Source organism: Winogradskyella sp. PC-19 (assembly GCF_002163855.1).
Taxonomy (GTDB): Bacteria; Bacteroidota; Bacteroidia; order Flavobacteriales; family Flavobacteriaceae; genus Winogradskyella.
On the sequence record NZ_CP019332.1, the window covers coordinates 1743307 to 1766137 of the forward strand.

The 22831-nt window shown below is 32.8% G+C and carries 23 protein-coding genes and 1 tRNA gene; 14 read left to right on the top strand and 10 right to left on the bottom strand.

What is annotated here, in order from left to right:
* Positions 1 to 123: 123 nt before the first annotated feature.
* Positions 124 to 1095 (top strand): NAD-dependent epimerase/dehydratase family protein, encoded by a 972-nt coding sequence (locus BTO05_RS07975; protein WP_087492157.1) that lies wholly within the window; start codon positions 124 to 126, stop codon positions 1093 to 1095.
* Positions 1096 to 1238: 143 nt separating this feature from the next.
* On the opposite strand, the gene BTO05_RS07980 is transcribed toward BTO05_RS07975, so the two are convergent.
* Positions 1239 to 1312, bottom strand: a tRNA-Asn gene (locus tag BTO05_RS07980).
* A gap of 92 nt (positions 1313 to 1404) precedes the next feature.
* Positions 1405 to 2745: an RIP metalloprotease RseP gene (gene rseP / locus BTO05_RS07985; RefSeq protein WP_087492158.1), complete on the bottom strand. Its 1341-nt coding sequence runs from the start codon at positions 2743 to 2745 to the stop codon at positions 1405 to 1407.
* 188 nt (positions 2746 to 2933) lie between these two features.
* Here rseP and BTO05_RS07990 point away from each other — a divergent pair, with 188 nt between their 5' ends.
* The 5 genes from BTO05_RS07990 to BTO05_RS08005 all read left to right on the top strand — a co-directional run bounded on the left by BTO05_RS07990 (position 2934) and on the right by BTO05_RS08005 (position 6305).
* Positions 2934 to 3614 carry an SCO family protein gene (locus BTO05_RS07990; protein ID WP_087492159.1) on the top strand — a complete coding sequence of 227 codons (681 nt, stop codon included), beginning with the start codon at positions 2934 to 2936 and terminating at the stop codon, positions 3612 to 3614.
* Between the two features lie 76 nt (positions 3615 to 3690).
* The gene (locus BTO05_RS07995) at positions 3691 to 3918 is read left to right on the top strand and encodes a ferrous iron transport protein A (protein WP_087492160.1); all 228 of its coding nucleotides are present in this window, start codon (positions 3691 to 3693) and stop codon (positions 3916 to 3918) included.
* Positions 3911 to 6010 carry a ferrous iron transport protein B gene (feoB, locus tag BTO05_RS08000; protein WP_087492161.1) on the top strand — a complete coding sequence of 700 codons (2100 nt, stop codon included), beginning with the start codon at positions 3911 to 3913 and terminating at the stop codon, positions 6008 to 6010. The genes BTO05_RS07995 and feoB overlap by 8 nt, the downstream gene beginning before the upstream one ends.
* 2 nt (positions 6011 to 6012) lie before the next feature.
* A complete protein-coding gene (locus BTO05_RS14005) occupies positions 6013 to 6171 on the top strand; it encodes a hypothetical protein (RefSeq protein ID WP_157662559.1) in 159 nt (52 codons plus the stop codon).
* Positions 6168 to 6305, top strand: coding sequence for a FeoB-associated Cys-rich membrane protein (locus BTO05_RS08005; RefSeq protein WP_087492162.1), 138 nt, complete (start codon positions 6168 to 6170; stop codon positions 6303 to 6305). The genes BTO05_RS14005 and BTO05_RS08005 overlap by 4 nt, the downstream gene beginning before the upstream one ends.
* A gap of 1 nt (position 6306) precedes the next feature.
* Here BTO05_RS08005 and BTO05_RS08010 read toward each other — a convergent pair whose 3' ends face one another.
* The 4 genes from BTO05_RS08010 to BTO05_RS08025 are packed head-to-tail and all read right to left on the bottom strand — an operon-like array spanning position 6307 to position 10273.
* Positions 6307 to 6735 carry a hypothetical protein gene (locus tag BTO05_RS08010; RefSeq protein WP_087492163.1) on the bottom strand — a complete coding sequence of 143 codons (429 nt, stop codon included), beginning with the start codon at positions 6733 to 6735 and terminating at the stop codon, positions 6307 to 6309.
* A 50-nt stretch (positions 6736 to 6785) separates the two neighbouring features.
* Complete coding sequence (locus tag BTO05_RS08015; protein ID WP_087492164.1) at positions 6786 to 7451, bottom strand: metal-dependent transcriptional regulator; 666 nt, start codon at positions 7449 to 7451, stop codon at positions 6786 to 6788.
* The gene (locus tag BTO05_RS08020; protein WP_087492165.1) at positions 7448 to 7921 is read right to left on the bottom strand and encodes a thioredoxin family protein; all 474 of its coding nucleotides are present in this window, start codon (positions 7919 to 7921) and stop codon (positions 7448 to 7450) included. The genes BTO05_RS08015 and BTO05_RS08020 overlap by 4 nt, the downstream gene beginning before the upstream one ends.
* Entirely contained in the window at positions 7922 to 10273 is a 2352-nt protein-coding gene (locus tag BTO05_RS08025) for a TonB-dependent receptor domain-containing protein (RefSeq protein WP_087492166.1), read from the bottom strand.
* Between the two features lie 103 nt (positions 10274 to 10376).
* Between BTO05_RS08025 and BTO05_RS08030 the strand changes: the two genes are divergently transcribed.
* The 5 genes from BTO05_RS08030 to BTO05_RS08050 are packed head-to-tail and all read left to right on the top strand — an operon-like array spanning position 10377 to position 15002.
* The gene (locus tag BTO05_RS08030; protein WP_087492167.1) at positions 10377 to 11288 is read left to right on the top strand and encodes a metal ABC transporter solute-binding protein, Zn/Mn family; all 912 of its coding nucleotides are present in this window, start codon (positions 10377 to 10379) and stop codon (positions 11286 to 11288) included.
* Positions 11288 to 12025, top strand: a complete 738-nt coding sequence (locus BTO05_RS08035) for a metal ABC transporter ATP-binding protein (protein ID WP_087492168.1) — start codon at positions 11288 to 11290, stop codon at positions 12023 to 12025. Before BTO05_RS08030 ends, BTO05_RS08035 begins: the two co-directional genes overlap by 1 nt.
* Positions 12025 to 13152, top strand: a complete 1128-nt coding sequence (locus BTO05_RS08040) for a metal ABC transporter permease (protein ID WP_087492169.1) — start codon at positions 12025 to 12027, stop codon at positions 13150 to 13152. The genes BTO05_RS08035 and BTO05_RS08040 overlap by 1 nt, the downstream gene beginning before the upstream one ends.
* Positions 13145 to 14305: a metal ABC transporter permease gene (locus tag BTO05_RS08045; protein ID WP_087492170.1), complete on the top strand. Its 1161-nt coding sequence runs from the start codon at positions 13145 to 13147 to the stop codon at positions 14303 to 14305. The genes BTO05_RS08040 and BTO05_RS08045 overlap by 8 nt, the downstream gene beginning before the upstream one ends.
* A 31-nt stretch (positions 14306 to 14336) precedes the next feature.
* Positions 14337 to 15002: a hypothetical protein gene (locus BTO05_RS08050; RefSeq protein ID WP_087492171.1), complete on the top strand. Its 666-nt coding sequence runs from the start codon at positions 14337 to 14339 to the stop codon at positions 15000 to 15002.
* A gap of 60 nt (positions 15003 to 15062) precedes the next feature.
* On the opposite strand, the gene BTO05_RS08055 is transcribed toward BTO05_RS08050, so the two are convergent.
* Positions 15063 to 15854 (bottom strand): TerB family tellurite resistance protein, encoded by a 792-nt coding sequence (locus tag BTO05_RS08055; protein ID WP_087492172.1) that lies wholly within the window; start codon positions 15852 to 15854, stop codon positions 15063 to 15065.
* A 286-nt stretch (positions 15855 to 16140) separates the two neighbouring features.
* Here BTO05_RS08055 and BTO05_RS08060 point away from each other — a divergent pair, with 286 nt between their 5' ends.
* From BTO05_RS08060 to BTO05_RS08070, 3 genes are all read left to right on the top strand, one after another.
* Entirely contained in the window at positions 16141 to 16551 is a 411-nt protein-coding gene (locus tag BTO05_RS08060; protein WP_087492173.1) for a BrxA/BrxB family bacilliredoxin, read from the top strand.
* Positions 16552 to 16766: 215 nt separating this feature from the next.
* Positions 16767 to 17351, top strand: a complete 585-nt coding sequence (locus BTO05_RS08065) for a lysophospholipid acyltransferase family protein (RefSeq protein ID WP_410529713.1) — start codon at positions 16767 to 16769, stop codon at positions 17349 to 17351.
* A gap of 1 nt (position 17352) precedes the next feature.
* Positions 17353 to 18003, top strand: a complete 651-nt coding sequence (locus BTO05_RS08070; protein ID WP_087492174.1) for an HD domain-containing protein — start codon at positions 17353 to 17355, stop codon at positions 18001 to 18003.
* Between the two features lies 1 nt (position 18004).
* Here the strand turns inward: BTO05_RS08070 and BTO05_RS14120 are convergent, their stop codons facing one another.
* The 3 genes from BTO05_RS14120 to BTO05_RS08080 all read right to left on the bottom strand — a co-directional run bounded on the left by BTO05_RS14120 (position 18005) and on the right by BTO05_RS08080 (position 22827).
* Positions 18005 to 18178 (bottom strand): hypothetical protein, encoded by a 174-nt coding sequence (locus BTO05_RS14120; RefSeq protein WP_198295213.1) that lies wholly within the window; start codon positions 18176 to 18178, stop codon positions 18005 to 18007.
* Between the two features lie 11 nt (positions 18179 to 18189).
* Positions 18190 to 19062 carry an AraC family transcriptional regulator gene (locus BTO05_RS08075; protein WP_087492175.1) on the bottom strand — a complete coding sequence of 291 codons (873 nt, stop codon included), beginning with the start codon at positions 19060 to 19062 and terminating at the stop codon, positions 18190 to 18192.
* A gap of 393 nt (positions 19063 to 19455) precedes the next feature.
* Positions 19456 to 22827, bottom strand: a complete 3372-nt coding sequence (locus tag BTO05_RS08080; protein ID WP_087492176.1) for a VCBS repeat-containing protein — start codon at positions 22825 to 22827, stop codon at positions 19456 to 19458.
* Positions 22828 to 22831 lie beyond the last annotated feature (4 nt).

Consider the following 22831-nt stretch of genomic DNA (forward strand, 5'->3'; position numbering starts at 1 on the left):
TCATTTAAAGAAAGTTATATCGATACAGAATGCTAAATTGTTATTAAAAGTCTCTTTTTTTAATTAATTATAAAAAATACACGCTGCTTTCTTAGTATTTTTGATGATACTTAAAAACTAAATATGTCTTCCAAAATATTAATTATAGGTGCTTGTGGTCAAATAGGAACAGAACTCACTTCAAAATTAAGAGAGATACATGGTGTGGATAACGTCATTGCTAGTGATATTAATACGCGTAATCTCGATTTAGTTAACGCTGGCCCGTTTGAAATTATAGACGCAAAAAATTATAATGCCATTCATGATTGTTGTAAACAAAACAATGTGAAAACCATTTACCTTATGGCGGCATTGCTTAGCGCAACAGGTGAAAAATATCCAATGGAAGCATGGGATTTGAATATGAATTCGCTATTTCATGTTCTGAATTTAGCAAAAGATAAAGTCATAGATAAAATATTTTGGCCAAGCAGTATTGCAGTCTTTGGGCCGACTACTCCAAGAGATAATACACCTCAATTTACTGTTTGCGAACCTACAACTGTTTACGGTATTACCAAACAAGTTGGTGAGCGCTGGTGTGAGTATTACAACAAGAAATATGGCGTCGATGTTCGTAGTATAAGATATCCAGGGATTATAAGTCACAAAGCAATGCCTGGTGGCGGCACGACCGATTATGCGGTAGAAATCTATCACGAGGCCATTAAAGAAGGTAAATACGAATGCTTTTTATCTGAAAACACGGAACTACCAATGATGTATATGGAAGACGCTATTAAAGCAACTACAGATTTGATGCATGCATCTTCAGATAAGATTAAAATACGCTCATCGTATAATTTAGCGGCTATAAGCTTCACACCTAAGCAAATTTTTGAAAGTATAAAAAAACACATTCCAAATTTTATAATTACTTACAATCCAGATTTTAGACAAGCGATTGCAGACAGTTGGCCATCATCTATTGATGATAGTGTTGCAAGAAAAGATTGGGATTGGCAACACGACTTTGACCTTGATAAAATGACGCAAGAAATGATAGAGAATTTAGAGAAGCAGGTTTGTCGCGTTGATTTTAATCCTAGATAGTAATCTTAAATTGCCTTTATTATCTAAGCAGTGTATTTGTAAAACCTATTTTAATAGAAAAACAAAAAGCTGGATTATTTAGAATTCTCTAACTAAATTTATAAAACAAGAAAGCCGTAACATATGTTACGGCTTTTTACTTGCTCCTCTTCTAAGACTCGAACTTAGGACCCTCTGATTAACAGTCAGATGCTCTAACCAACTGAGCTAAAGAGGAAGGTTATTTTCGCCAAAGCGAGCGCAAATATAAATTAAATTTTTATTCTCTACCAAAATAAAATTCAAAAAATTTAAGCTTTTTTTATTTTGTTATCTTGTTATTGCTTTAAATATATCATTACCATTAGCAAATAGTACTAATGCAATTAAAATAAAGAATCCTATAACCTGTGCACGCTCTAAAAATTTCTCACTAGGTGTACGTCCAGAAATCATTTCATATAGTAAAAACATCACATGACCACCGTCTAATGCTGGTATAGGCAACAAGTTTAAAACTGCCAACATGATTGATAAAAATGCTGTTAACTTCCAAAAGGCTTGCCAACTCCAAATATCAGGGAAAATATCATATATAGATTTAAAACCGCCAAGTCCTTTATAAGCCTCTGTTTTAGGATTAAAAATCGCTTTTAGCTGAGAAAAATAATTTATAACCGTAGATTTAAACTTCCTCGCTCCTGCTCCAAAACTTTCTCCAAAAGAATATTCTGTCTTTATGACATCATAATAACCCATTTCGGTAAAACGTTTAGCATCAATTAGTCGAAATATATTAAGCATCGCCTCGTCATTGACTTTTAAGTCTCTAATTATAGTTTTGTCATCTCTTAATATTTCGGCGCTTACAGTTTGACCTTTGTAATTTTTAAGCTCACCTTCAAATGCATCAAAATATTCGATTTTCTTACCATTGAGTCCTAAAATCACATCACCTTTCTTTATGTCTACCGAAGCATTAGCTGAAGAATCAGGTACAGACTTTACAATAAAAGGATAACGATATCTAAAAAGGTTTTTACTACCTTCATCAGATAACTGTCCTAAAAAATTCTCTGGTAAGCTAATAACTTTTTCTACGCCATCTCTTTTTACAGTCATTTGCTGCGCACCAATAATGTATTGCCCTATTTCGGTATCCATTTCGATACTCTGATCATTAATCGCTAAAACCTTATCACCTGTTTTAAATCCAGCATCTAATAGTACTGGGTCTTGGATAAAATAACCACCTTTTAGACTGTCTATTTCAATATCTGTATCACCATAAGTAAAAGCAACAAATACAAATATGACATAAGCCAGAATAAAATTAACTGTTACACCACCTAACATAATAATCAAACGTTGCCAGGCTGGCTTAGAACGAAACTCCCATGGCTGCGCAGGCATAGCCATTTGCTCCTTGTCCATACTCTCGTCAATCATTCCTGCAATTTTTACGTAGCCACCAAGTGGTAACCAGCCAATACCGTAAACGGTATCACCAATTTTTTTCTTAAAAAGTGAAAACTTCACATCAAAAAAGAGGTAAAATTTTTCAACTTTAGTTTTAAATAATTTTGCTGGTATAAAGTGACCAAGTTCATGCAGTACGATGAGTAAGGATAAACTGAGTAAAAATTGAGATATTTTTATGATAAATTCCATGTGGTGTTTTCAAAATTTCGATTGACAAAAGTAATGCTTTAAAGGGATTTATAAAATTATTGACTTTCTATTCAACATTTTTTTAACAGCTAATAGACTTCGTGTAACTTTAAACGTTAAATCCTGATAAAAATCATAAATAAAATTTAAGCTAGACTTATCTTTGCATTGCTTAAATAGAAGTTTTTATGTCACTACTCACATTCTTCAATGGCTATAAAAAATTTGCCATTTTCTTTTCGATATTATGCATTGTTATTATTAGTATCATTTTCAGCATATTAAATAAAAAAGAGCAACTTCCTATTTATGAACCGGATATGGTTAATGAAGAAATGGTAGACGAAAGCATTAGACATGTTTCAAAATATCATACTATTGCCGATTTTAGTTTGACTAATCAAAACGGAAAAACTATAACTCAGGACGACTTTAAAGATAAAATCTATGTGGCTGATTTTTTCTTTACAACATGCCAAACCATATGTCCTATAATGACAGATCACATGTATCAAATCCAAAAAGAGATTATTGGCGATGATGATATAATGTTGCTCTCTCACTCTGTAACTCCTGTGAAAGATAGTGTACCGGTACTAAAAGCTTATGCAAAAAAGAAAGGCGTTATTGACCGCAAATGGAATTTAGTTACAGGTGACAAAAAACAAATTTACGAGTTAGCAAGAAAAAGTTACTTAGCAGTTAAAGAAGATGGTAACGGAGACATTTATGATATGATTCATACCGAAAACTTTATGCTTATTGACAAAAAACGTCAGATAAGAGGCTTTTATGACGGTACTCAATCTGAAGATATAGAACGATTACTAGAGGATATCAAAACCTTAAAATCTTTTGGTGGTTCATAAAATATGTTAAGCCTATTACAGACTGAAAATTTTCACTTATTTTTGCTTCTTTAAAATTAATCTAAATAAGAAAAGCTTGACTTTAGCAGAATTAAAACGTGGTCAAAATGCCACAATAATAGATGTTTCCTCTAAAAAGATTCCACTAAAACTCTTAGAAATGGGTTGCTTACCAGGTAATTCTGTAGAGTTAGTTCAAGTCGCTCCGTTTTCTGACCCAATGTATCTTAATATAAATGGAACGCATTTAGCAATCAGAAAAGAAACCGCCAACCACATCCTAATCGAAACCAACGATGCCTAAACAAATCAACGTTGCATTAATAGGAAATCCAAATACAGGAAAAACCTCAGTGTTTAACGCACTTACAGGTCTAAACCAAAAAGTAGGGAATTATCCTGGTATCACCGTTGAAAAAAAAGAGGGTGTTTGCAAACTACCTCGTGGCGTTAAAGCCCACATCATCGATTTACCAGGAACCTACAGTTTAAATGCGTCTTCGTTAGATGAAAGCGTTGTTATAGAATTATTACTCAATAAGAACGATAAAGATTATCCAGATGTAGCTGTAGTAATTACCGATGTAGAAAACTTAAAGCGAAATCTTCTTGTATATACCCAAATCAAAGACCTTGAAATACCAACAATTTTGGTTATTAATATGTCTGATCGAATGGCATACAAAGGTATTTCTTTAGATATTGATACTTTAGAAAGGGAACTCGACACAAAAATCGCGGTAGTTAGTACTAGAAAAAAAGAAGGTATCGATAATTTGAAGGATTTAATTTCAAACTACAAAACGCTTTCTTCAAATGCTTGTTTAGAAACTAGCAATATTGATAAGGATTACTTTAATGGCTTACAGAAAGCCTTTCCAAATCAATCACTATATAAATTATGGTTGGTTATTACGCAAGACGTTAACTTTGGTAAAGTCGATAAAAATTCGATAAAAGATGCATCTGATTTTAAAACAAAGTCCGATACCGATTTAAAACGACTTCAACAAAAAGAAACTATAAAGCGCTATCAGTTTATTAACAATGTTCTTAAAAAAGGACAAACAATTGACTTAAAAACAGCAAAAGACTTACGCATTAAGCTAGACCGGATTTTGACTCATAAGATTTGGGGTTACCTCATTTTCTTTTTGATTTTATTGACCATATTTCAAGCCATTTACGATTGGTCAAGTGTACCAATGGATTTTATAGATAGTGCTTTTGCGTCTTTAAGTGATTGGACAAAAAATACGCTCCCACCAGGTGCTTTTACCAATTTATTAGCAGAAGGTATTATTTCTGGTTTAGGTGGTATTGTGATATTTATACCTCAAATTGCATTTTTGTTCTTATTTATTGCCGTACTTGAAGAAAGTGGTTATATGAGCCGCGTAGTTTTCTTAATGGATCGTATAATGAGACGTTTTGGGCTTAGCGGAAAGAGTGTTGTTCCATTAATTTCTGGAACTGCATGTGCAATACCTGCAATTATGGCAACACGAAATATCGAAAGTTGGAAAGAGCGTTTAATCACCATTTTAGTAACACCATTTACTACATGCTCAGCACGTTTACCTGTATATTTAATAATCATTTCGTTAGTAATACCTGAAGATCGTATTTTTGGCTTAAGCTATCAAGCCTTAACTCTAATGTTACTTTATCTCATTGGATTTGGTACTGCAGTTGGTTCCGCTTGGGTTTTAAATAAAATTCTTAAAATAAAAAGTAAAACATTTTTTGTAGTCGAAATGCCAAACTACAAACTGCCATTATTAAAAAATGTAGCACTAACCGTATTAGAGAAAACAAAATCCTTTGTATTTGGCGCTGGTAAAATCATTTTAGCCATCTCAATTGTACTCTGGTTTTTAGCTTCTTATGGACCTGGAGAAGAATTTAATAATGCCGAAGAAATTGTAACAGAGCAATACGCTTCAAGTAATTTATCGACTGAAGAATTAGAACAAAAAATAGCATCTCATAGACTAGAACATTCATTTATTGGTATCGCAGGTCACGCCATTGAACCAGCAATTAGACCATTAGGTTACGATTGGAAGATTGGTATTGCCATTGTAAGTTCTTTTGCCGCACGTGAGGTTTTTGTAGGTACACTAGCAACTATTTACAGTGTTGGAAGTGATGAAGAAGCAACCATTAAAAACAGAATGGCTGCTGATGTCAATCCTATTTTAGGCGGACCATTATTCAACTTGGCTTCTGGGATTTCACTCCTACTGTTCTATGCTTTTGCAATGCAATGTATGAGTACACTAGCTATTGTAAAACGTGAAACAAATAGTTGGAAATGGCCAGTATTACAATTAACCATTATGACTGCTATTGCTTATATTGTAGCATTAATTGCTTATCAATTTTTAAAATAGTCATGAATACAAAAAGAATTGTAGGTTTACTACTAGTAGCAACAGGAATAATTTTAAATAGATTAAACCTTGAAAATGATTTTGCAGACTTTTTTATGGGAATATTTGTTGGAGCTGGTGTTGTATTATTAATGTCTGGTTTATTAAAATCGAAAAAATGAATACCATCATTCAAAACATATTAGTTTTTTCATCGCTAACTATAGCTTTGATTTTTTTGGTTCGAAAGTTTGTTTGGACACCAAAAAAGAAATCTTCAAAAGCTTGTGGTAATGATAACTGTGGCTGTCATTAATCTACTCAACCTCTTCTTCTATCAATAACTTTAGGGTATAATTTTCTTTTATAATTTGTGTTTCTGGTTTTGGATAAGGTAACAACCCAATGCTTGTAATTTTCAAAGTTTCAGAATTAAATAAATTCCCTTTATTGTTAGGAAAATAACCATTCGGAGTAAAAGTCATATTGTGATTCTGAATAGGTTTCCCTGATTTATAGACGACAACTTTAACAATCGCTGCTCCAGCTTGAACACACATAACACCTTTTGGACATCTCGAATCTGATAAAACATTTACAAAACGGATTACATAATCGTCAAAGGTAAAACTATCTTTAATAGAGATTTCATTTACTTGCGTTCTTATCTCTTTATCAATACTCTGATTTTGTAAATTAATTACAAAAGAAAAAAGAAATATGGAGGTGAAAAATAATTGTTTCATGAACTAAAGACTTAAAAAAATAATAAGTGTGACAAAATCTATTTTGTTAATTATATTTTCTTTAAATACAAATTTTTGGCAACGTTCTGCGACACAACTATTTCATTATTAAACAATTCAATCTTAATAGAATTGTCATAAGGTTCTTTATGCAAAATTGTAATCATTGTGCCTAATGAAATTTTATTACTATCTAAATATTTTAAAAATCGAGTTGTAGTATCATCAACACCCACACATTTATAAGTCTCTCCTACTTCTGCTTTTGTTAAAGTAATTTTTTCAGTGTAACTAAAATTTCCATCTTTATCTGGTATTGGATCACCGTGTGGGTCATGTGTCGGAAACTCTAAAAAAACATCTAACTGCTCAATTAATTTTGAGGATTTTATATGCTCTAACTGTTCTGCAATATCATGAACTTCATCCCAAGAAAAATTTAATTTCTCAACTAGGAAAACTTCCCATAGACGGTGTTTTCTAATAATATTGACCGCCGTTAGTCTACCTTCTTCAGTTAAGTTTACACCTTTATATTTTATGTAAGTAATTAGATTTTTTTCTGCTAATTTTTTTAGCATATCAGTGACAGAAGAAGCTTTGGCATCTATGCGTTCGGCAATTGCATTAGTACTTACTTCTGCATCAACTTGCTGACTGACATGAAAAATAGCTTTTAAATAATTTTCTTCTGTAAGCGTAACATTCTTAATCATAACTGTTCTTTTAAGATACTTAAAAGTTCCTTAGGTGCAATATAACTAAATACACGTTTTTCTATATTTAATTCTTCATCCAAAAAAATTACTGCCGGTAATGTTACTTGTTTACCATCTTTCTTGGCAAGTAACTCCGCCAATTCGTGATTTGGACGACGCTTTTTACCAGCTTGTAAATTCTTAAAAGTTTTACCTCCAAAATGAACATCATTTTTAGTCTCTACATTGAATTTTACAACGTAATAATCACTATTTAGTTTTGTAATAATTTCTGGTTTTGTATACACTTTACGTTCCATTTTTTTACAGTAACTACACCAATCTGCATAAAAATGAATCATTACTTTTTTAGGCGCTTTACTTAATGCAATTTCTAATTCTTCAAAAGACAACCAATTTATAGATTGGTTTTGTGCAAAACCAAAAGCAAAAAAACTAAAAACTAAAACAAAAATTAACTGTTTCATCTAGTGCATTTTACCGATTTTAACGCCAACGAAAAATGTACGTGGTAACGCTGGTCCATAGACATAATCAGAATCTCGAGCAGCTCCTACATCAAAATCATCTTGAAAACTATTAAACATGTTTTTTATACCTGCATTTAATGTGATTTGAAAGTCATTAGAAAAATCAAAATGAGTTTCTGCATTAAAATTAAGGTCAAAAAACGATGATGTTTTATTCAGTTGTAAAAAGCCTGAATCACTTATCACTAAAGGTACTGTCATTTCTCCAGTAAAAGTTCCAGTTACAGATAAACTAAATTTTTCACTTGGTGTCCAATTGGTGTTTAAATAACCATAAACATTAGGATTACGTACAAATTCAGAAACTAACACATCTGTTTCATTGGGATTTGTACCATCAGCTTCAAACAAAACTTGGTCTTCATCATATTCTGACTTCTGCAATGTACCACCTATTTGAAATAACCACTTTTTTGAAGGTGATACTCCAAATTCAAAATTCGTTCCATATACTTTAGCACCTTCTCCATTTCTGACTTCTTCTAAAATGGAACCATTGTCAAAAGTAGCACCTGTACTAACCAAAGTAAATGGGTCTACTAAACTTGTATAAAAACCTTCAAATAGAATATTAGTTTGCGTCGTATTAAAATCTTTTGTGAAATTCAAGGATGCAGTAAATGCATTAGAAAATTCTGGCTTTAAATCATTACTTAGAATTACAAATTGAGGCTCTCCACCAACAGATGAGATATGTAAATCTTCGTTAAATGCTTGCGGTGCTCTAAATCCACGCGCATAACCACCTCTAAATTTTAGATCATCTGTAAACTCATATGCTAATGTAAATCTAGGATTTAATGCTGTTTGTGAAATATCTACATTTCGTTCTACATCTTCAATCCTATAAAAACCGTCCACATTAACATAGTCTAACCGTGAACCAATTAATGCTGAAAACTTAGAGTTTGGTTTCCATTCGTATTGAGCATATACTCCTGTAGAGTTAACTTTCTGGTCAATTAATCTATTATAACCTGCAATTACATCTTCGGTATTGCTGATATTATATTCTATACCGGTCGTTAAAATATCTCTTTTAAAGTTTTTTGTAAACTGAAAACCATTTGCAACTGCCAAATCTTTTGTAATACCATAAGCATTTAAAGCTGCTAGACTATCCTGTGCAGTACGCTCGCCACCAAGTCCACCATAATAACTATCACGGTCTGTATATTGTACAGATGTGTATATTGAATAATTATTGGTATTCTTTTCATTACTAAAATCATAACTCACACCGCCCATTATTGTATTATGTGTTAGCTCTTCCGTGATATCGGTTAAATGAGGTGCCAAATCCAAGCGGTCACCACCACGACGATATTCGTTTAATACTGTAGCATCTAGCGTGATTCGGCTCAAATCTGTAGGCTTTATAAATAATTTTGTTCCAAAAGTTGTATTCTTAAGTTCTACCATTTCGGTAAAACCATCACCATTAGCATCCCAATCATTTCTATTTCTATAAATACCAAAAAACGTTGCACCACTTTTAAGATCATCTGCCACTAAAGATGCGTTAAAATTAAGAACTCTATCCGGAGTATGACCATCTACTAAACCCAGATAACTCCCTATTTCCCATGTGTTTAAAATTGGGTCTTTTGTAATAATATTTACAGTACCGGCAATAGCGTTTGAACCAAATAAAGCCGAACCACCACTTCTTACAATTTCTACACGGTCTATTATTTGTGTTGGGATTTGCTCCAGACCATAAACACTATTTAATGCACTAAAAACTGCACGACTATTTACTAAAATTTGAGAGTAACTACCATCCAAACCATTTAATCTTACTTGTGTAAATCCACAGTTTTGACAATTATTTTCTACTCTAACTCCTGGTGAATAATTCAAGCTTTCTGAAACCGCTAAAGCTTGTGTTGCATTTATTAATTTTTCTCCAAGCGTATTAACAATTATTGGTGCTTCTTTTTTATTAACTCTATTACGAGTTGCACTAACTACTACTTGTTCTAGCCCAAATAAATCTTCAACCAACTCTATCTCTAGATTATTAGAGTTTTCTGTTGTTATCGAAATTGTTTTTTCTTTAACCTTTAGTCCAAGCGATTTTACTTTTACTTTATACATTCCGTAGGGAATATTAATTTTAAAATTTCCTTTTTCATCAGAATATGTCGCATACGCTATAGCGTTGTTAAATATAATTTCAGCATAAGGTATAGCCTCGGTTTTAGAAACCACTTTACCCTTTACAACAACATTTTGCGCAAAACTAAAGCTAAATCCAAAGATGATAAAAAACAGTTTTATTCTCATTTATTATTTTAATTTTTATGCAAATATAAATATATTTTTAGATTAATCTAAAAATTAGTTTTTGTTAGGCTTATTTAGTAGATTTGTGTGAAAATTTTAACGAATGAAAAAATATATTCTAGGTTTATTAATAGTTTCAATTTTAGTTTCTTGTAAAAACGAAACAGAAACCAATGGAAAACTAAAAGTTGTAACGACGACAACAATGATTACCGATTTGGTAAAAAATATTGGTGGTGACTTTATTGAAGTCGAAGGTTTAATGGGTAGTGGTGTGGATCCACACTTGTATAAAGCTAGCGAAGGTGATGTTTCAAAATTGGTTAATGCTAATATCATTTTTTACAACGGTCTACATCTTGAAGGAAAACTTGTAGAGGTTTTCGAAAAAATGGGAAACACAAACAAAACTCAAATTGCCTTGGGTGAAGATTTGGATAAATCACAGCTTATTGGCTCAGATTATTTTGCTTCAAACTATGACCCACATGTGTGGTTCAATATTGCCTTTTTTAAACAGTTTACTAAAAAAGTGACTAAAACATTATCTGAAAAAGACCCAGTTAACACTGCTAATTTTATAGAAAATGAAAAGCAATATTTAACAAAACTGACCCAACTCGAAGCTGAAGTTTCAGCTATTATAAATACTCTTCCAAAGGAGAAAAGAATTTTAGTAACTGCTCACGATGCTTTCAATTATTTTGGAAAAAACTATGACTTTAATGTTGTTGGTCTTCAAGGTTTATCCACTGCCACCGAAGCAGGTGTAAAAGATGTTCAGAGGATTTCAAACTTTATCATCGAAAATAAAATTAAAGCCATTTTTGTTGAAAGCTCAGTACCAAGACGTACAGTAGAAGCTTTAGTCGCAGCCGTAAAAGCAAAAAATCATGACGTAGAGATTGGCGGCACACTTTTCAGTGATGCGCTTGGAAATTCTGGAACAGTTAAAGGTACTTACATCGGAATGTTTAAATACAATGTAAATACCATTGTAAATGCTCTAAAATAATGAAACAAAAAATAGCTGTAAAAGTAGACGATCTTACGGTAGCTTATAACTACAAACCAGTACTTTGGGATATTGATTTAGAAATTCCTGAAGGTGTACTTATGGCTATTGTTGGTCCAAATGGTGCCGGAAAATCTACTTTAATAAAATCAATCTTAGGTATACTAGATCCAATTGCAGGTAGTGTAAGTATTTATGATAAGCCTTATGAGAAACAGCGTCAATTAGTTGCTTACGTACCTCAAAAAGGAAGTGTGGATTGGGATTTTCCAACAACAGCATTAGATGTAGTTATGATGGGAACTTACGGAAGTTTAGGTTGGATAAAACGTCCTGGTCAAAAACAGAAAAAAGCGGCATTAGAAGCTTTAGAAAAAGTAGGTATGCTACCTTTTAAAAATCGCCAAATAAGTCAACTTTCTGGTGGTCAGCAACAACGAATCTTTTTGGCGAGAGCGTTGGTACAAAACGCATCTATATATTTTATGGACGAACCTTTTCAAGGTGTTGACGCTACAACCGAGATTGCTATCATCAATATTCTAAAAGAATTACGAAAAGCAGGAAAAACAGTAATTGTAGTTCATCACGATTTACAAACTGTACCAGAATATTTTGATTGGGTCACCTTCTTAAATGTAAAAAAGATAGCAACTGGACCTGTTAAAGATATTTTCAATGACGATAATTTAACCAAAACTTACGGAATCAATTACAAGGTAAGTATCCAAGAATAATGGACTTAAAAGAATATTTCTCTTTTGTCTTTAATGACTACACGCTTCGAACTATCACACTCGGAACAGCAATTTTAGGTGCTGTAACAGGAATGTTAGGTAGCTTTGCTGTACTAAGAAAACAGAGCCTTTTAGGAGATGCTATAAGTCATGCTGCTCTTCCAGGAATTGCGATTACTTTTTTAATTACTGGCACAAAGGACACTAACATCTTACTTCTTGGTGCTTTGATTAGTGGACTTATCGGTACATTCTGGATTAGAGGTATTGTCAAAAAAACACATCTCAAATCAGATACAGCTTTAGGATTAATCCTATCACTATTCTTTGGCTTCGGGATGTTATTACTCACATTTATTCAAAAACAGCCTAATGCCAATCAAGCTGGTTTAGATAAATATTTATTTGGCCAAGCTGCCACTTTAGTTGAAAGTGATGTTTGGCTCATGGCAATAGTCACAGGACTATGTGTCTTGGTTTTATTACTATTCTGGAAAGAATTCAAAATACTTTTATTTGATGCAGATTACACAAAAACCTTGGGCTTTAATACAAAAACTATAGATATTCTTATTACTAGTTTTATTGTTTTGGCTATTGTTTTAGGATTACAAACCGTAGGTGTCGTTTTAATGAGTGCTATGCTTTTAGCTCCTGCAGCCGCAGCAAGACAATGGACAAATAGTTTGGCAAAAATGGTCTTTTTAGCAGCAATTTTTGGAGCATTTTCAGGTGTATTTGGTACTGCTGTTAGTGCAAGTCAGAATAATTTATCCACTGGACCAGTTATTGTTTTAGTAGCGGCTATTTTCGTTATATTTTCATTTATATTTTCACCAAGTCGTGGCTTACTATTTAAGCAAATTCGATTTATTAAGAATCGTCGTGATTTAGAACTACACAAGACACTAGCTTTTATGCATCAGATTGCGGAAACTCACGAAGATATTTCTCACCCGCACACCATAAAAATCTTAAATAACTTTCAAGGTTATACAAAAGGTACGCTAAAAAAATTAGTAGATAAAGGCTTTGTACAATTGCAAGGCAACATGTGGAGCTTAACAAAACAAGGCTATAAAACTGCAGCAAATTTATATAACCAACAAACCGATAGTAATGAATAGCGCTCAGATAGAAATTCAGCTTATTGCGAGTTTGGTTGCTGTTGCTTGTGCCATTCCTGGAACCTTTTTGGTACTTCGAAAAATGGCTATGATTAGTGATGCAATAAGTCACTCCATCTTACCAGGAATTGTTGTTGGGTTTTTTATTACGCACGATTTAAATTCGCCATTACTCATTGTTTTAGCAGCTTTAACAGGGATTATTACCGTTGTTCTGGTTGAGTATATTCAGAAAACTGGTTTGGTAAAAGAAGACACAGCTATTGGATTAGTATTTCCAGCCTTATTTAGTATTGGTGTGATTATGATTGCCAAAAATGCTAATGATGTTCACCTCGATATTGACGCCGTTTTATTAGGTGAATTGGCCTTTGCTCCTTTTGATAGGTTAATCATAGGTGGAACAGACGTAGGTCCAAAAGCATTATGGATAATTGGCGTCATCTTAATTATAACTCTAACATTACTTATTGCATTTTTTAAAGAATTAAAGGTAAGTACTTTTGACAAAGGTTTAGCAACATCGTTAGGCTTTTCTCCAGCAATTATACATTACGGATTGATGTCTGTATCATCGGTAACTACCGTTGGTGCTTTTGATGCCGTTGGAGCTATATTAGTTGTTGCGTTAATGATTGCTCCTGCTGCTGCTGCTTATTTACTAACCAAAAACTTAAAAAAAATGTTAGTACTTTCAGTTGTTTTCGGGATTTTTAGTGCGCTCTTTGGTTATTGGGTCGCACATTGGTTAGATGCCTCAATAGCCGGTTCTATAACCACAGTTTTAGGTTTGTTATTCTTAGTCGTTTACCTTTTTGCTCCCAACAAAGGCATTATTGCTGTACTCTATCGCGAAAAACAACAACGTACCGAAGTATCTTTAATTACTTTTTTATTACACCTAAAAAACCATAATGAAATTGAAGAACGTCATGTAAATCATCTTCGCGAACATATTAACTGGCAGAAAGTAAGAGCAAAAAAAGTTCTAGATTTAGCCGAAAACAACAACATGATTCGTGTTGAAAATAGCATCGTTTCATTAACCGAAAAAGGTGAGGCATTTACATCCAAAGCCATTGATTATATCATAACCAATGAAGATGCACAAATTGAAGACATGAAAGATAATTTCTTTTTGTTTAGAGGTTGATTTAACTTATCTTTATAGAAAAATAGCCATTATGAAAAAGTCAACATACCTTTTAATTTGTTTTATCTCTATACTAACATTTCAAAGTTGTTCAACTGTAAAAGTTTTAGATTCTTGGAAAAGTGATAACGTTTCTGACTTAAAAAATAGAAATTTTTTGGTCGTTGCTCGTTCTGCAAATGACCAAACTCGTTTGGTTTTTGAAAACGAAATTATTAAACAAATGGAGTCAAATGGTTACAGAGTTACTTCAAGCTTTGCTAAGTTTGGAAATATGAACCCCAATGAAAAACCATCTGAAAGTAATAAAGGTATGATAAAAAAAATGCTTGAGTCCGAAGGATTTGACGGTATTGTACTAACTGTTTTAAAAGATTTAAAAGAAGAAACACGTTTACAAAAAGAAGGTGGTTATTATTCTGGAGGTAATTATTATGGTTATTACCCTAGATATTATGGTGGCTTTTATGGGTATTATCGTCATCCAATGTCTATGACAACTTTAGGTAATTATGTTCCAGAAACTATTACAACTAGTACATCTAAAGTTTATGTTTTGGAAACTACAGTATACGACTTAAAAGCGCCAGAAAACAAACAACTTATTGCTATAGTAACCAGTAAAATAGAGGACCCAGAAAGCGCTAGCGCAGTAGCAAAATCTTATGTAAGTAAATTGTCTGCGAGTCTAAAATAATACTCTGATTTAACCATATAATAGTGTCAGAACCGAGTCTTTATTAAAGATTCGGTTTTTTTATTTAAATCCACGTTCTTTCTGGATGTGCTCATATGCTTCTTGTACTTGTCTAAACTTTTCTTCAGCACCATCATGATGTTCTTCTCCTAAGTGACTTAAACGGTCTGGATGGTATTTTTTAGCCATTTTTCGATAGGCACGTTTTACCTCATCATCAGAAACATTTTTTTCTATTTCTAAGATTTTATAGGCATTATTAGTGCTGTTATAAAACATTGCCTTGATACTCTCATAATCTCGACTACTAATCCCGAGATAACCTGCAATAGTGTATATCTGTTTGATTTCGTCTTTGGTAACTAAGCCATCAGATTTCGCAATCCCAAATAAAAAGTGAAGTAACTGTAATCTTGACGCGTGGTCCATCATTTGCTTAATTTGTAGACAAACCTGACGTGTCGAAATATTCTGTTTTGTGATGCCTTTGAATAATCTAAATGCTTTATTCGCACGGTCTTTACCGTACATATTAGTAAACTGTTGACGTACAAAATCTAATTCGCGTTGGTCTTGCTTACCGTCAGCTTTTATGACAACCGACGCCAAAATAAGTAGGCTTACTTCAAAATCCCCTGAACGGGTTTGTGTGCGTTGTTGTCTTTGTCTTTGATATGTTGGTTGTTTGTATGGGTCGCGTCGACGCTTTTTTCCTGCTTGACGCTCTCCTAAAAGTGGACTAGAATCCGTTGCATTATCTACCACACTACCTAATGCCATACCAACTATTGCGCCTATTGGCCCACCAAAAGACCAACCAATTGCTGCGCCTATCCATTTTGCAAAACTCATTCTTATATTATAATTTTTTTGAAAAGTTAAAGATACTATAGTTAGTTGGTTTATTCACTGTTTTGTTACAATGCCAGCGTTAAGGATGGAGGCATTGTTGAAGCTCCTCGAAGAGAGCGACTGCCAAGAGCCTGACACTACGTAGCTTTAGCGAAGTAGTGTAACGCCCAAACACCTATTGATAAATACAATCGCACCATAACAACTGCTAACTAAAGTACTGTCTGCTAAAGACTATTTTTAGTTATCTTTGCGAAACAAAATTTGATAATTAAAAAAGAAAAATATGTACCCAGCAGAATTAGTAAAACCAATGCGTGAAGATTTGACTAACGTAGGTTTTGAAGAATTACATACAACAGAAGCTGTAGATAGCGCTATTGCAAAAGAAGGAACAACTTTAGTTGTTGTAAATTCGGTTTGTGGTTGTGCTGCTGCAAATGCTAGACCAGGTGCTCGAATGAGCTTAGAAAATGCAAAACGTCCTACAAATTTAGTGACAGTTTTTGCTGGCGTTGATAGAGAAGCAACTGACCAAGCGAGATCGCACATGGTACCTTTTCCTCCAAGCTCGCCTAGTATGGCATTATTTAAGGATGGCGAATTAGTACACATGTTAGAGCGTCACCACATTGAAGGTCGCCCTGCAGAATTAATTGCAGAGAACTTAATGGATGCTTACAACGAGTATTGCTAGTTTTCTAGTTAAGATTTTAAATTTAAACCACGATTTTCATCGTGGTTTTTTATTTTTACGCCATCATGAAGATACTAGCTTACCCAGTCACCGTTTTATACTTTATTTGCTTTGGGTTATCCCTACTCATTTTTCACCCTATACAGTGGTTTTGTTTTAATGTTTTTGGATATAAAGCACATAAAATTAGTGTAGATTGGTTACAGTTTTTTTTAATGCGCAGTCTTAATGTTTTAGGTACACGTTTTAGCTATAATAATCCACACCACATTGAAAAAGATAGACCTGTCATTATTGTAGCTAATCATCAAAGCATGTATGATATACCACCATTGATTTGGTTTCTACGTAAACATCATGTAAAATTTGTAAGCAAAAAAGAATTAGGAAAAGGAATACCAAGTGTGTCGTATAATTTACGTCATGGTGGTTCGGTTTTGATTGACCGAAAGGAACCTTTTAAATCCATAAAAGCTATTGAAGATTTCGCCAAACGTATCTCAAAAAATAATTGGGCTGCTGTTATTTTTCCTGAAGGTACTCGGAGTCGAACAGGTAAACCAAAACCATTTAAAACCAAAGGTCTTTTAACTATGTTTGAGAATGCACCAAATGCTATTATTTTGCCGGTGAGCATTAATAACTCATGGAAAACATTACGTTACGGTAAATTTCCGATGGGTTTAGGTGCTCATATTACTTTTGATTGTCACAAACCTTTAGAGTTGAACCAATTTGAAGATAAAAATATCTTAATAAAAGATATTGAGGCAACCATAACCAAAACTATTATTGTATAATATGAATTCATTGATAGACCAAACTATTGCCTTTGTAAAGACTGAACTCGCTAATGCAGAAGGTGGGCACGATTGGTTTCATATTGAGCGTGTTTACAAAAACGCATTACATATTGCTAAAAAAGAAAACGTAGATATTCTGGTCGTTTCATTAGCAGCTTTGCTACATGACATTGCAGACCCTAAATTTCATGATGGTGATGAAACCGTTGGTCCAAAAATTGCTCGCGAATTTTTATTCAACCAAAATGTTGATAGCAAAATTATTGAGCATGTTGTAGCCATTATCGAGAATATGTCTTTCAAAAATACTTTTGAGACTGGTAAAAAGCTTACATCTCCAGAATTAGAAGTCGTCCAAGATGCTGACCGATTAGATGCTATTGGTGCTATTGGTATTGCACGTTGTTTTAATTACGGTGGTTTTAAAAACAGAGCTTTATATAATCCGGAAATTGAGCCAAATCTTACTATGTCTAAAGAAGACTATAAAAATTCTGACGCACCAACAATTAATCATTTTTATGAAAAATTGTTATTACTCAAAGATAAAATGAATACCAAAACCGGGAAGCTAATTGCTAACGAGAGACATGCTTACATGGAAAACTTTCTGAAGCAATTTTATGCAGAATGGAATGGAGAGCTATAATTTAATTTTCTTTAGCAACTTCTAATGCTGTCATTTTATTCTCGATGACAGACATCTCTTCGCCATACTTAATAATTTCATCGACAGAGAGATTAGAACGCTTATTAATAATATTTAAAATCTCTTCTTGTTTGATTTTATAATATTCTAACGCTTCATTTATTTTATTCACCATTATTTTTTAGGTTATTTAATCATTTGTTTTAATTGACTTCTATATTTAGAAGCACTATTACCTGTAAACTCTTTAAAAAGTTTATTGAAATGAGAAAAATTATTAAATCCGCACTCAAAACTTATATCTGTAATGCTCATTTGACTCTCAGATAAAAGTTTCGTAGCATGCACAATCCTATATTCATTTACTAATTTGGTAAACGTTTTTCCTGTTACTTTTTTAAAATATCTACAAAAGGCTGGTATGGACATACTAACCTTTTCGGATATTTCACTCAGACTAATATGTCTCTGAAAGTTTTCATTAATATGTTTATAAATCATATTAATCTTAGCATTATCTTGAGGTTCTATTTCAAATACGAAACCATCTGCATTTAATACTTTATAATCTTCTGAACATGTTAATTCATTTAGAATTTCTAATAACAATAAGATTCTTTCTATTCCAGATTTAGCAGGTAAATTTTCAATTTTATAACCTAACTTTTTCTTAGTCTTTTTTCCAAATAAAATACCCATTTTTGAACGTTCTAAAAGATGACTAATAGCTATCATTTCTGGTGTATTAAAAAATTCATCTCCTAAAAAGTCTGGCCGAAATTGGACTACGGTTTCTGACCCGTTTAAAGTTAAACGATCCACAAAACCATAATGAGGTAAGTTAGAACCTAAAAGTAATAACTGACTATTATTATAGTAGGATAAGTGATTACCGATATGGCGCTTACCTCTGCCTTTATTTATATAAACCAGTTCAATCTCGGGATGAAAATGCCAATAGGGTATACTCTCACCAACATATGACCCGTGTTTATGCACATGAATAGAACTTCCAAAAGCGGGAGTAATTTTCTCTAATACTGGTTTACGCTTTTTCACAATGGTAACAAAGTTAGACTCAATACAAACAAGAGATATATTCAAAATTATTAAAAAAGTACACTATATTAACCCCGATTAGGTAGTAAAAACAATATTTTATCAATATAGTATATTAATCGAAAATAAATAAGGTAAAATCGTATAGTTTATTTAATATAAAATGGGGTAATATTCTGTAAATATCAGTCAATTTAGTAATTATTTTACTTCAACTTCTCACCGATATTTGTAATCGTAAAACAAATAAAAATGCTATGAAAAAGATTATTTTGTTATTACTATTAAGTCCTGTTTTGTTGATTGTCTTTGTCTTGGTGAGTCCACTGTTTCTATTGCATAACATGGTAGATACAAGACAGTAAAAAGGTTTTTGCTCAAAATCGCAAAACATTAATTGTTTTTTATTTTAATTAAACTCGCAGAATCATTATTTCTAATGACTAAAAGATGTGGTTTCCCAGCAACTATAATCTGTTTTACATGTTGAACATTACCTGAGATTTTTAATCCGCTTTCGACTGCAGAGATGACTTCAAAGTTAGAATTATCTGAGTTGATAAGAGTTGTCCCAATTGAGGCATCGTACCTTCCATATTCTGCATCAGTTCCATAAAAATTTCCACCAACAATTACATCTACTTTATTATCATTATTAAGGTCAGTCACAACCGCGTCATTGAGCACTGAAATTTGCGTGGCACTAGGTAAGTTTTCTGCTTTAAAGCTTTTTCCATTTTGACTAACGTACAGTGTATGTTGAAAATGATTTGCTTTTAAAACCTTTACACCTTGAAGTTCTTGAGGTGTAAAAATATCGTTTATTGTCGCATTGGCATATGGCTCATATCTTAAAAAGCGTTTCTTTAAAAACACCATATGATCTAACATTCTGTCACGATTATGAAGTGGATAACTTATACCTTCGTTATAATTTGTTATAATTGGATCTATACTTCCATTACCATCAAAATCTTTATAATACAATTCTGTTGGTTGTGATTCAGAAGCTTTAAAAATAGAATTTAGTCCCAGATTTCCAGCAATGATATCCTTGTAACCATCGGCATTAATATCTGCGATAGTTATCGAATTCCACCAACCTACTTTTTTATCTAAATTAAAATCTGATGTTCGATTTTTATAAGAACCATTTTCAAACTTAAATACCGAAATAGGTATCCACTCTCCTGCTATTACAAGTTCTGAAACACCATCATTATCTAAGTCAGCAAATTCAGCATCAGTAATCATCCCCAGATTAGAAATTTCTTTTCCCCAAGTCGTTGTCGCTTCTTTAAATAATTCATTCTCATTCTTCAAAAAGTAACTTTTTGGAGATTCAGGATATCTTCCTGGTGTCACACGACTACCTATAAAAACGTCTTTTTGTCCATCTCCATCAATATCATGGATTTTTACAACAGCACCACTTGTAAAAATTTCTGGTAATACATTTCGTATCCTGCTAAAGTTACCTTTGCCGTCACCAAAGTACATTCTGTCTAAATAATTACGAGAATTAGCGCTGCTTTCATTTCCGCCACTTACAACATATAAATCGAGATTTCCATCAGCGTTAGCATCAAAAAATATGGCATCTGTATCCTCATGTGTTTTATCGACTTCAAAATCTAAAATTGATTTTTTTGTAAATGTTCCTGTAGTATTTTGCAGAAATAGTTTTCCAGAAAAATCTTTAGCACCACCAAGATATACATCTTCTAATCCGTCACCATTAATGTCGTCAACTACAACTGCTGGTCCTTCTTCACTGTATTTATGGTGTAATAAAGCTTCACGTTTAAAATCTATAAAATCATTTTCTTTGTGTGAAAATCCACTTTCTAAAAGATTGGTTTTATCCTCGAAGTATAATGCTTTTTTATAATCTACTACATAGGTCGAAGTCGATTTTCTTTCTACTGAGATCATCTGATTTAACTCTGGGTTTTCGATAATCTGCATCTTTTTATCTGGCCAAATAATTTCTAGTTTTACGGCAGATAAACCTTTTTTGACCCCAAAATGTAATTGGTGTTGAGATGACGATAGAAAACCTCTCGTAGGATTATATGTTTCAGTCAAAACTGTGCCGTCAGACAGAGTGAGTTTTCCTATTGTACCAAAGGCTATCTTATTTTTTTTAAACTTAAAATCAACAGAAATAAAACTATTATCTAATTGCCCCTTACCATTATTTTTCATGATGAATGGTACCTCATTAATATTATTAACTACTATATCCAAGTAACCATCGTTATCTAAATCTGTATAAGCAGCTCCATTTGAAAAACTTGGCTGACCACTATTCCATGATTCTGAAACGTCTTCAAAGTTGTTATCACCCTTATTTTTGAATAAAAATGCCGGCACAGGTATACTAGGTATTTCTTGAACCCATTGTTTTAAAGTTATTTCTTTAGCGTTTAATTTTTTTTGAAGCTCATCCATTTTATAACGCGCATAATCGTTATTAGTCACGTCGCGTTTATAACCGTTAGTAACATGTGCGTCCTTAAGTCCATCGTTATCAAAATCAGCCAAAAGTACAGACCAACTCCACTCGGTTTGAGCAACGTTGTTAAGAAAAGAAATGTCAGAAAAAGTTCCGTTTCCGTTGTTGACATTAAGCATGTTTGTGGCATATTGCGTTCCGTAGTCATACTCTACCATTTTTTCGAACTTATCGTAGTTCTGCATCATCATCATCATTTTGCGACGATGATTTTTATTAGGTGCCATGTCTAAGGTTATTAAATCTGGATTTCCATTATTATTTAAATCTGCGAAATCAGAACCCATTGACGAAAATGATGTATGATTAAAGTAGTTTTCAATCTGATCTTCAAATTGATTATTTCCTTTGTTTATTAGTAATCTATCTGGCTTTACATAATCATTACAAACGTAAATATCTGGTTTAAAATCATTATTAAAGTCTCCAATTACTGCGCTAAGACTAAATGCATCGTTTAAAATACCTGCGCGTTTTGACTCATCAGTAAAAGTCGCATCCTTATTGACATAAAATCTATTTGATAAATTTGTAAAGTCGGTTGGTACAGCTGGCACTATTTTGCCAGCTTCATTTTGAGCTACCTTAACAACATTAGCTTCTTTTAGATTTCGAGGGTGATTTAAAACATAGGCATCCAAATCATTATCCTCATCAGAGTCAAAAAAATAGGCTTGTACAGAATATCCTGAATCTGCAAGCCCAAACTCTTCTGCCTTATTAGTAAATGTTAAGTCTCCATTATTAATATATAATATGTTCTTCCTTAATGTTTCATCACTTACTGACGACTTGCAAACATAGATGTCTAACAATCCATCATTATTAACATCTGCCATTGTCACACCTGTTTTAAAACCTTTACCGCCAGTTACTTTAGCAGAAGCTGTTATATCTTTGAATGTGAAATTACCTTGATTTAGATATAGTTTATTACTAACTGTATTTCCTGAAAAATAAATGTCATCTAAACCATCATTGTTTATGTCTCCAATTGCAACACCTCCACCATTATAGAGATATTCGTATGTTATGATATTGAAATTATCTGTTTCAATGATATCATTTTTAAAGTTGATGTTTGTTTGAGAAGGCTCTAAGTATGTGAAAAGAGAAGGTCCTTTTTGCGGCTTTGTTGATTTACTAGTAGATTCAACTTTGTTCTCGCCTTCTTTTTGCTTTTCATCTTTGCAACTAAATCCAATAATTACAAAAAATAAAACTCTTAAATACTTAAAACTTCTCATGGTC